At 41.0% G+C, this 8,690-nt stretch carries 12 protein-coding genes and 1 pseudogene; 1 reads left to right on the forward strand and 12 read right to left on the reverse strand.

The features are described 5' to 3' along the window. The 9 genes and pseudogenes from FTT98_RS16440 to FTT98_RS16480 form a co-directional block, all read right to left on the reverse strand. Nucleotides 1-198, reverse strand: a 198-nt coding sequence (locus FTT98_RS16440; RefSeq protein WP_180042135.1) for a transposase, incomplete at its 3' end; no start/stop codon positions are given. A 51-nt stretch (nucleotides 199-249) separates the two neighbouring features. Next, nucleotides 250-417, reverse strand: a pseudogene (locus tag FTT98_RS16445) (SDR family NAD(P)-dependent oxidoreductase); the annotation flags it as partial. A gap of 65 nt (nucleotides 418-482) precedes the next feature. Continuing rightward, the gene (locus FTT98_RS16450) at nucleotides 483-1,103 is read right to left on the reverse strand and encodes a methyltransferase domain-containing protein (protein WP_180042133.1); all 621 of its coding nucleotides are present in this window, start codon (nucleotides 1,101-1,103) and stop codon (nucleotides 483-485) included. Between the two features lie 24 nt (nucleotides 1,104-1,127). Further along, nucleotides 1,128-1,463 (reverse strand): carboxymuconolactone decarboxylase family protein, encoded by a 336-nt coding sequence (locus tag FTT98_RS16455; protein ID WP_004988488.1) that lies wholly within the window; start codon nucleotides 1,461-1,463, stop codon nucleotides 1,128-1,130. 55 nt (nucleotides 1,464-1,518) lie between these two features. Next, nucleotides 1,519-1,914 carry a rhodanese-like domain-containing protein gene (locus FTT98_RS16460; RefSeq protein ID WP_004859470.1) on the reverse strand — a complete coding sequence of 132 codons (396 nt, stop codon included), beginning with the start codon at nucleotides 1,912-1,914 and terminating at the stop codon, nucleotides 1,519-1,521. Nucleotides 1,915-2,014: 100 nt separating this feature from the next. Further along, nucleotides 2,015-2,797, reverse strand: coding sequence for a sulfite exporter TauE/SafE family protein (locus tag FTT98_RS16465; protein WP_017395158.1), 783 nt, complete (start codon nucleotides 2,795-2,797; stop codon nucleotides 2,015-2,017). A 66-nt stretch (nucleotides 2,798-2,863) separates the two neighbouring features. Beyond that, nucleotides 2,864-3,736 (reverse strand): MBL fold metallo-hydrolase, encoded by an 873-nt coding sequence (locus FTT98_RS16470; protein ID WP_106986399.1) that lies wholly within the window; start codon nucleotides 3,734-3,736, stop codon nucleotides 2,864-2,866. A 2-nt stretch (nucleotides 3,737-3,738) separates the two neighbouring features. Continuing rightward, complete coding sequence (locus FTT98_RS16475) at nucleotides 3,739-4,155, reverse strand: DUF6691 family protein (RefSeq protein ID WP_180042131.1); 417 nt, start codon at nucleotides 4,153-4,155, stop codon at nucleotides 3,739-3,741. Nucleotide 4,156: 1 nt separating this feature from the next. Continuing rightward, a complete protein-coding gene (locus FTT98_RS16480; RefSeq protein WP_180042129.1) occupies nucleotides 4,157-4,573 on the reverse strand; it encodes a YeeE/YedE family protein in 417 nt (138 codons plus the stop codon). A gap of 120 nt (nucleotides 4,574-4,693) precedes the next feature. Between FTT98_RS16480 and FTT98_RS16485 the strand changes: the two genes are divergently transcribed. Then, nucleotides 4,694-5,005, forward strand: coding sequence for a metalloregulator ArsR/SmtB family transcription factor (locus FTT98_RS16485; protein WP_004984482.1), 312 nt, complete (start codon nucleotides 4,694-4,696; stop codon nucleotides 5,003-5,005). A 256-nt stretch (nucleotides 5,006-5,261) separates the two neighbouring features. Here the strand turns inward: FTT98_RS16485 and FTT98_RS16490 are convergent, their stop codons facing one another. Genes FTT98_RS16490 through FTT98_RS16500 form a run of 3 tightly spaced genes read right to left on the reverse strand, consistent with a single transcriptional unit; the run spans nucleotide 5,262 to nucleotide 8,414 of the window. Then, nucleotides 5,262-5,975, reverse strand: a complete 714-nt coding sequence (locus FTT98_RS16490) for an ABC transporter ATP-binding protein (protein WP_180042127.1) — start codon at nucleotides 5,973-5,975, stop codon at nucleotides 5,262-5,264. Further along, entirely contained in the window at nucleotides 5,968-7,191 is a 1,224-nt protein-coding gene (locus tag FTT98_RS16495; protein WP_180042125.1) for an ABC transporter permease, read from the reverse strand. Before FTT98_RS16495 ends, FTT98_RS16490 begins: the two co-directional genes overlap by 8 nt. Further along, on the reverse strand, nucleotides 7,188-8,414 hold the full coding sequence (locus FTT98_RS16500) for an efflux RND transporter periplasmic adaptor subunit (RefSeq protein ID WP_180042137.1): 1,227 nt from the start codon (nucleotides 8,412-8,414) through the stop codon (nucleotides 7,188-7,190). Before FTT98_RS16500 ends, FTT98_RS16495 begins: the two co-directional genes overlap by 4 nt. Between the last annotated feature and the right edge of the window lie 276 nt (nucleotides 8,415-8,690).

An 8,690-nucleotide genomic window follows, 5' to 3' on the forward strand; every position in this document is an offset into this window, starting at 1 on the left:
GAATAAGGATTTAATCATTAAGCAGCATTGGATAGCTGCGTCGGAGTAGGTTTGATTTCGCCCTTGTTTGCCTTTTGATGGAGCATACCATTGCGTAGCAGGATCAAACCAAATGGCAATATTTCCGAGACTCATGAGTGCTCGGTTATATGCGGGCCAATTGGTTGTGCGATAGATTTTGTGTGTAGGCTTCTTCATTTGAAAATTATATCGCTGAAAAAGCCTTTACAGATAGGTTTGTGCAACAAAGCCGCTAGCAGCTATAATTTCAGCTGCAACTTTCTCAGCCGCATCAAGATTAATATCTGAAACAACAACTTTTGCCCCTTGTTGAGCAAGAAGCAGCGCTGTACTTCGCCCAATACCCGAACCTGCACCTGTAACTAAAGCCACTTTATTATTAAAACGTGTTGACATCATAAACCTCTCTTTTTTATAAAATGAGCATGTGAGCCATACTCGTGCTTGAAACGTTTTAGACCCTATTTCTGCACTTGAATTGCAAATTGAACTACATGACATTTTCCGTTATGTAACTTGCCTTCATGACGTTCTTGTTCTCCCACATAAAAATGATAAAGATGATCATTTTTAAATACTGAAAGAAACGACATTGGATCGTACAAATAGTTAATATCTTTCGGACCACCGGTTTGATAATCAATCTGCTCTTTAGAATAAATCTCTCCAATAAACCAGCCATTGTTTGTCAATGCTTGACGTATCCCAGTGAGAACATTGAATTGAGTATTTTCATCAAAATGCCCATACACACACATCACATTTTGATAACACTCTCTTGGCCATTCGACATCATTGAGATCAATATTTCTAAGTGTGAATTCAAAACCAGCTTGCTGGGCTTTTGTAGATAAGTGTTGCATAGCAACTTTTGAGTAATCCCATATTTCTGCTGAAAATGAATCATTTTGCTGTTTCGCTTTATTAGCCAAATAAAGGATATTCCTCCCCTCACCCTCTGCTATAGCAAGAGTTTTTCCCACAATTGGAATCTGATCTGCTATCTGTTGAATAAAATGATTGGGCGAAATGCCATACAGATCCTGTGTTTGCGAATAAAGATTATCCCAATGCTGATTCATATCTTTTCCCAATGATTGAAAAAATTAAGCTGTGAATTCTTTAAATGCTTCCAATGCATTAGCGGCATACATCAATGAAGGACCGCCCCCCATATAAACTGCAACACCAAGCACTTCCTCTAATTCTTGCAATGTCATTCCCATTTTGACTAGGGTTCTGACATGAAAACCGATACATCCATCACATCGTGCTGCAACACCAATCGCTAAGGCAATCAGTTCTTTTGTTTTAGGATCAATAACACCATCTCGCATTGCAACTTGTGACAATTGATTAAAACTTTTCATTAAATCAGGAGAATCCTGCGCTAATGTCTTTAAACTGCCTGAAATATTTTGAGTTAATTCTTTGTACTTCATGATTTTCTCACTTGAATGTCCATAAACTTAAGTTAGACTTAAAATAGAAATCTAGTTATTTCTCTACTGGATAACCCTGCTCTAGCCATGCTTGGAATCCACCCTGAACAGATTTCACCTGAGTAAATCCCATATTCTGTAAAGTATCTGTAGCCAGAGCTGATCGGCCACCCGTCCCACAAATCAAATAAATCGGCTGATCTTTAAGATGTTCTAGTGCTTGCAAGGTATCGCAATGATGGCTCGCCACAGGATGCTGGTGAATTCTCATTTCTAAAACACCACGAGGATAATTCACGGCTCGGTCTATCGCTGCAGCCTGAAATTCATCTGGTTCCCGAACATCAATCAGAATGGTTTTATGGTTTTTCATGGCTTCAAGTAAGTCTGCGACCGTCACTTCTTGAATTCGGTTTTTTGCCATTGAAATTAATTGTTCTGCTGTTTTCATTACTCTTTACCTCTTCCGATCTTTAGAAATCTGGTCTCTGATTAAATATTCATGTCTTTAAAATGCAGTTTTTAAATTTGGCTCTAATCTCTTGCTTGTATTAAGTTATGATGACTGTAGAAATTAAATAAAATGCTACGCTTATGACAGTTATGGCAAAAACCTTTTGGATTTGACTATTCTTAACTAAAGGCATCAAACTTCGACCAATCAACATCCCAGCCATGCAAGCTAAAACGAAAGTCAGCGTGACCGAAACGGGGTATTGAAAACCATCTAAAATATGAGCTGAAATGCTGACACCACCTATCAGGAAAATAATCATCAACGAGGTCGCAACAATACTGCGCATATCAAGATCAGTTACTTTACTCAGTGCTGGAACAATCACGAATCCCCCACCTACCCCAAGCAAACCAGTCAATAAACCTGCCACGACACCAATGGCACCGAGAGACAATGCAGTTTTCATGTTCCAAATCAGACGACCAGTTGTTTGGTTAACTTTACACAGCACACCTGTATGGTCATTCACTTTTTTAAAAAAAATCCGGTAAGCAACCACGAGCATGACTAAACTGAATGCTAAGGTAAGCCATACAGGAGAAATTATTCCTCCCAGATGCACACCATAACGTGCTGAAGGAATGCTAATCAGTGCAATCCAAAGCGCAGCCCGATAGCGTACTATCTTCTTAAATAAGCCTTCAAATGTTCCAACCAAGGCAGATAAAGTGACTGCAAGCAAGCCAACAGGTGCAGCTTGTGCGACCGTCCATCCTTGACTTGCCATCAGTGCGGGTACGGCCAGAATGCCACCACCAGCACCGGTTAACCCAAGCAAACCACCGATGGCCAGTCCTTCAAGTATTAGCATCCACATCGCTACTGCCCCCCCTCTATTACCAAACCAATTAAACAAAACTTGTTGTTTAATCTTAAAATTTGCCTATTTGAAGTAATTCAGTGGAAGTTTTAAATAAGAAACACCATTCTCTTCGGGTTCAGGGAATTGTCCTGCTTTCATATTGATCTGTATCGAAGGTAAAATCAGTTTGGGCATACTTAAACCCGCATCGCGCTTATTACGCATTTCAACAAAATCATCTTTGGTCGTGCCGTCGTGAATATGGATATTCTGATTTTTTTGAGTCTGAATATCCGTTTCACACATATAGGTATCGCGCTTTTCTGGCAAATAATCATGGCAGAGAAATACACGTGTTTTCTCAGGCAGTTGATACAAACTTTGTATTGAATCAAAAAGGATTGATGCGCTTCCCTTCGGGAAATCACAGCGCGCTGTTCCATAATCTGGCATGAATAAGGTATCACCCACAAACACGGCATCACCGATGACATAACTCAGGCAAGCAGGCGTATGTCCCGGTGTTGGAATGTTATAGGCATTCAATGTTCCGATTTGGAACGACTCATGATCTTCAAATAAATAATCAAAGAGCTGCTGGGCATTCCATTGTTTAATATCCAGATGATAAATCGCACCAAAGGTTTCCTGTACAATGCCAATTTTCTGGCTCATGGCAATTTTGCCACTTAACTCAGCTTTGAGATATTGTGCAGCAGTCAGATGATCAGCATGTACATGGGTTTCGAGAATCCACTCAACCGTTAAACCCTGCTCTTTAATATAGGCAATAATTTTATCGGCATGAATAGTTGATGTACTTGCTGATGCCGGATCATAATCCAGAACGCTATCAATAATGGCGCAGGCTTTGGTCGCAGGATCACGTACAACATAACTGAAGGTATTGGTATCTTCGTGAAAAAAATCTTTTACTATAGGTAAGTTTGACATCGTTAAGCTCCTGACCATTTACGGTGAATCCATACACCCACCAGCATTGCTACAATAAAATAGAGCACTTGATAGTGGCTCAAACCGATCAAGGTAAAACTTGGTGCCGGACAGATGCCGGCAATGCCCCAACCTGCACCAAATAAAACCGCACCCGTGATCAGCTTCTTATCTATCTGATTATTTTTAGGTAAATCAATAGGTTCATTAAATACTGTTTTCGGTTGTGCCGTACGTAATACTTTCTGGAAAGGAATAAAGGCCACCGCAATCGCGCCCATCATGACAAAGGCCAGACTAGCATCCCAGTCACCAAACAGATCCAAGAAATCGAGTACTTTTTCCGGATTAGACATGCCTGATACCATCAGCCCCACAGAGAACAGTGCACCAAATAAAAAGGCAAACACATTTTTCATTTTAGAATGCTCCTGTGATATGACGGATAGTATAAACGGTGACAAAACCTGTAAACATAAAAGTCATGGTCGCGATGATAGAACGCTTAGACAGGCGACTGATGCCACAAATTCCATGACCACTGGTACAACCCGAACCCAGACGTGTCCCAAAACCCACCAGTAGACCTGCCACAATCATCATCAGTGGGCTGGCATTCAATTCGATTTCAGGTTGTACAAACAGACCATAAATAAACGGTGTGAGAATCAAGCCTGATAAAAACCAGATTGCAGGTGTTTTAAACATGGTTTTTGAGTTTAATACTTGCCCAATCAAACCACTGATTCCTGCAATACGGCCATTGACGTAAAGATAGCCAACCACGGAAAGCCCGAGCATTAAGCCGCCAATAAATGCGATGAGGAAGTCATGCATGATGAATTAATCCCTACATAATATACTTTTTTATATTATATAATGAAAAATATTAATCAAGCAGTTTTATGGTAAATTATGTAAACTGCACGGGCTACATCAAAAGTTGTGAGGACATTTATGGATATGATTGCTGAAAATGCCAAAATTGATTTTTCTCAAGTCGATTTCGTCAGCCAATGCCTGAAAGTTTTGGCCAATCCTGATCGCCTGAAAATCTTATGTGTCCTGGTGGATGGGGAAATGAATGTTCAGGAAATTGAAGAATCCACTGACATTCATCAACCTACACTTTCACAACAACTGACTGTCCTACGTAAGGCTGACATGGTCAGCACACGACGTGAGGGTAAACAGATTTTCTATCGTCTGAGTGATCCCAAGGTCTTAAGTTTGATGCAAAAGCTGTACGAGCTGTATTGTGCGAATTAATCCGCTTAGTACAGCCAAAAAGAAATGATCAGAAGCAGTAAACCTTTGTTTTTTTAATACTCTTAATATGGAAAAATCTTGTACTCATTTTTTCTCTAGATTAGATTTAGTGAACTAAATCTGAAAAATATTTTATTCAAATTACACAGGGTTATAATTTATCGATTTACAAGTTTGTTCTTATATCGTGCTAGAATTTTGAGGTCTACTCAATGTTTTGAACTGCTTTTACCAGAAGAGTGATCTACATTCCGGCTCATTCCATCTCGTGTTTGGAATCACTCTGAATTCTCCCATCCACCAAATTAATGGTTCGATCACAGGTCGCCGATAATCTAGGATCATGAGTCACCAATAAGACTGCACAGTCATGTTCGCGATGTACTTTACGAAATAATTCAAACATTTCCGCAGCAGTTTGAGTATCCAGATTACCTGTCGGTTCATCGGCCAACAATAGTGCAGGCTGAGTAATCAGTGCACGTGCAATCGCTACGCGTTGCTGCTGCCCTCCAGAAAGCTCATTGGGTTTACGGTCAGCGAACTTATCTAACCCTACAGCGGCCAATAATTCATGGGCATATTGCAACGCAAATTGATCTGGCTTGCCTTGCTTCAGCATTAATGGCATGAGTACATTATTTAAGGCAGTAAAGGCCTGTATAAGATGATGGAACTGAAACACAAAACCTATACTATTGCCACGTAACGCTGTCCGAGCCGTATCATCCATACGGCTTGTCGCCTGACCCAACAAGTACAACTCACCACGACTAGGCTGATCTAATAAGCCAAGAATATTCAGTAAAGTACTTTTGCCTGAACCAGAAGGACCAATTAATGCAGCAAAGTCATTACGTTGAATACACAGATCAATCCCATGTAATACCTCCACTTCATTAGGTTGCCCAACATTGTAGGACTTTCGTAATGCTTCTAAACGCAGTACTTCCTGAGATGGATCAAACATGACGAATTGCCTCCACAGGATCGAGTGCAGCCGCCCGACGGGATGGTATTGCAGCAGCCAAAACCCCTGTCAAAGTCGCTAAGAATAATGCCGACAAGATAAGCTTGATTGAAATCGAAATATAAAACAAACCAGGACCAAACTGATTAAATCCCCAGATCAAACCATAGCTGACTACACTACCAAGCATGGAACCAAGCAGACCAAAAATTGCTCCCTGAAATAAGAAAACTCTTAAAATTTGCGCTTGTGTCGCCCCAGTCGCACGTAAAATACCGATTTCCCGAGTCCGTTGCACCACACTCACCGACATCACACTGGCAATACCAAAAGCGACTGAAATCCCCACAAAAACAATAATCATGTTGGTCGAAAGGCTCTGAGCGGTAATCGCATTCATTAATTGAGCATTGGTTTCAATCCAGCTTTCTGCTTTTAATCCTGTCAGGCGTCCGACTTGCGAGGCAATTTGATCCGCCTTAAAAATATCCTGAATCGTCAGATCAATCACGGTCACCCCACCCGGCAAATTAAGTAAAGATTGCGCCTGTTTCAAATCCAGATAAACATAGCGCGCATCCAATTCACGCACGCCCAGTTCAAATATTCCAGAGATATTCACCACCGCATTTTTCTGTTGCCCAGTATCTAACCTTAATTTGCTCCCGACTTGCACACCCAAATCTTTGGCCAATTGACGCCCAATTAATACATTATCTGCACTGACCCGTAATTCACCACTCACCATATATTGCTTTAACGGAATAATCTGTTGATAACGTTCAAGATTGATACCAACTAAAGCAACTGATTGAATCGCATCTCCGCGCTGTACAAATGCAGGACCAGAGACCACAGGAGAAACCGCCGTCAACACTGGCAACTGATCTAAAGTCTCAGTAATCTGCTGCCAATTATTAATAGAGCGTAAGCGTTGCGCACGCTGATCTTCTTGTAACAACTGAAGTGTTCCTGCTGCTGGTGGCACAATGTGATTCACCTCATCTGGTGAAAGCAAACGAATATGCGCCTGCGTCCCTAAAGTCCTTTCTACAATATTCGATTGTAAGCCCTGAATTAAGGCGCTAATGAACACAATGACCGCTACCCCCACCGCGACGCCAATGGTAATCATCATCGACTGTGTGCGACCCTCTCGCAAAAAACTGATTGCGATGGTCCACTCTGCCCAAAGTCGCCCAAAAAAGTTTTTCAATCGAATTTCACCGGTAATTCATTTTTGCTATTTGTCGGATGCGTTTGATTCTGCAAGACACGTTTAGTTTGCTCTATTCGGACACGAGTTCCATCTTTAAGCACTGATTCTGCATCGGTAAGGACGTGATCACCTTCTTTCAATCCAGCTACAACTTCCGACATGACCAAACCACGTAAACCCAGTGTGATAGGATGACGTTGAATTTTTCTATCTCTTACTAAAATAACCATAGCCTTGTTGCCACTTATACTGCTTAAAGCATCATTTGGAATGACCATGGTTCGCTCGCGCTGGTTGGTTTCAACATTTACCGATACCGTCATGTCTTGACGCAAAAAATCAGGGACTGGATCAACTGTTAATCGAACGTCTACTGTGCCACGTTGAGCATCAATACTTGGGGCAATAAAATTAATATGGGCAGGAAAAGGTTGATCTGGATAGGCATCCGTAATCACTGATGCTTTTTGTTGTAAAGCCAGCAGTGGTAAATTTCGCTCATCAAATGGCACTCGTATTTCAGTCGCACCATCCAGTGCAATAGTGAACAGAGTCTGACTCGGTTGCACCAAATCCCCTGGCTCAACATTACGGGTTAAAATAATACCTGAAACTTCTGCGCGAATTTTGGTCTTGGCGAGTTGCGCTTGTAATGCAGCGAGTTGTTCACGTAATTTTGTCTCTTCAACTTTATCTGGGGCAAGTGAAGCAACTTTTAATCGAGCTGATTCCAAATTATTACGGGCGAGTTTTTCTGCCTCTATCGATTTCTCCCTTTCCTCTGCTGATAATATTCCTAATTCGGTATTTCGTCTGCGTACCGCCTCTCTTTGAGCCTGTTCTAATTGCACTTTGGCATTCGCTAAATCGAATTCTGCTTGCGGACGTCTAGTGGTTGCGAGTTCCTTTAATTCAGCTTCTGCCTGCCGCACCTGCGCTGAAATTTCATCAGATTTCAGTACTAAAAGAACATCCCCTCGAGAGACCCGATCTCCCTCTTGAACCAAGCGCTCAAGAACAACCCCTGTAATTTCACTACCAATCTGAGTCCGAGATACTTTCTCTACCCGTCCTGAAGCAACAACTGTCTGAATCAATGGACTAGATACGACTTCATAACTAGGTAACAATGGTCCTTGCCACCAGCGATATATAGCAAAACTGACGAGCAAAACCAGTAGTATGATCATGATCCAAGGCTTATAACGGGTAACAAGCAATTCCATTCTCCAAGCCAGATTAAAGAAAAGTTTTTGAATTGAATAATTAATGTCTAGTTAAATATATATGAAAATTTAGTTACAACACACCAAATTAAAAAAGCACACCATTTTTATTAAATTATTTTCTCTTACTGTTATAGTTTTTTCCTTTGTACACGACAAAAAAAGATAACTCATTGAAATAATGGCATAATACTTGTTTTCTGACGACGAATATGATGACACATTTCAATGAGTTACATCTCATCTTAAACAAATATCTAAAGTGGAACA

The sequence above is a fragment of the Acinetobacter sp. YH12039 genome, from assembly GCF_013420015.1.
GTDB classification, from domain to species: Bacteria; Pseudomonadota; Gammaproteobacteria; order Pseudomonadales; family Moraxellaceae; genus Acinetobacter; species Acinetobacter amyesii.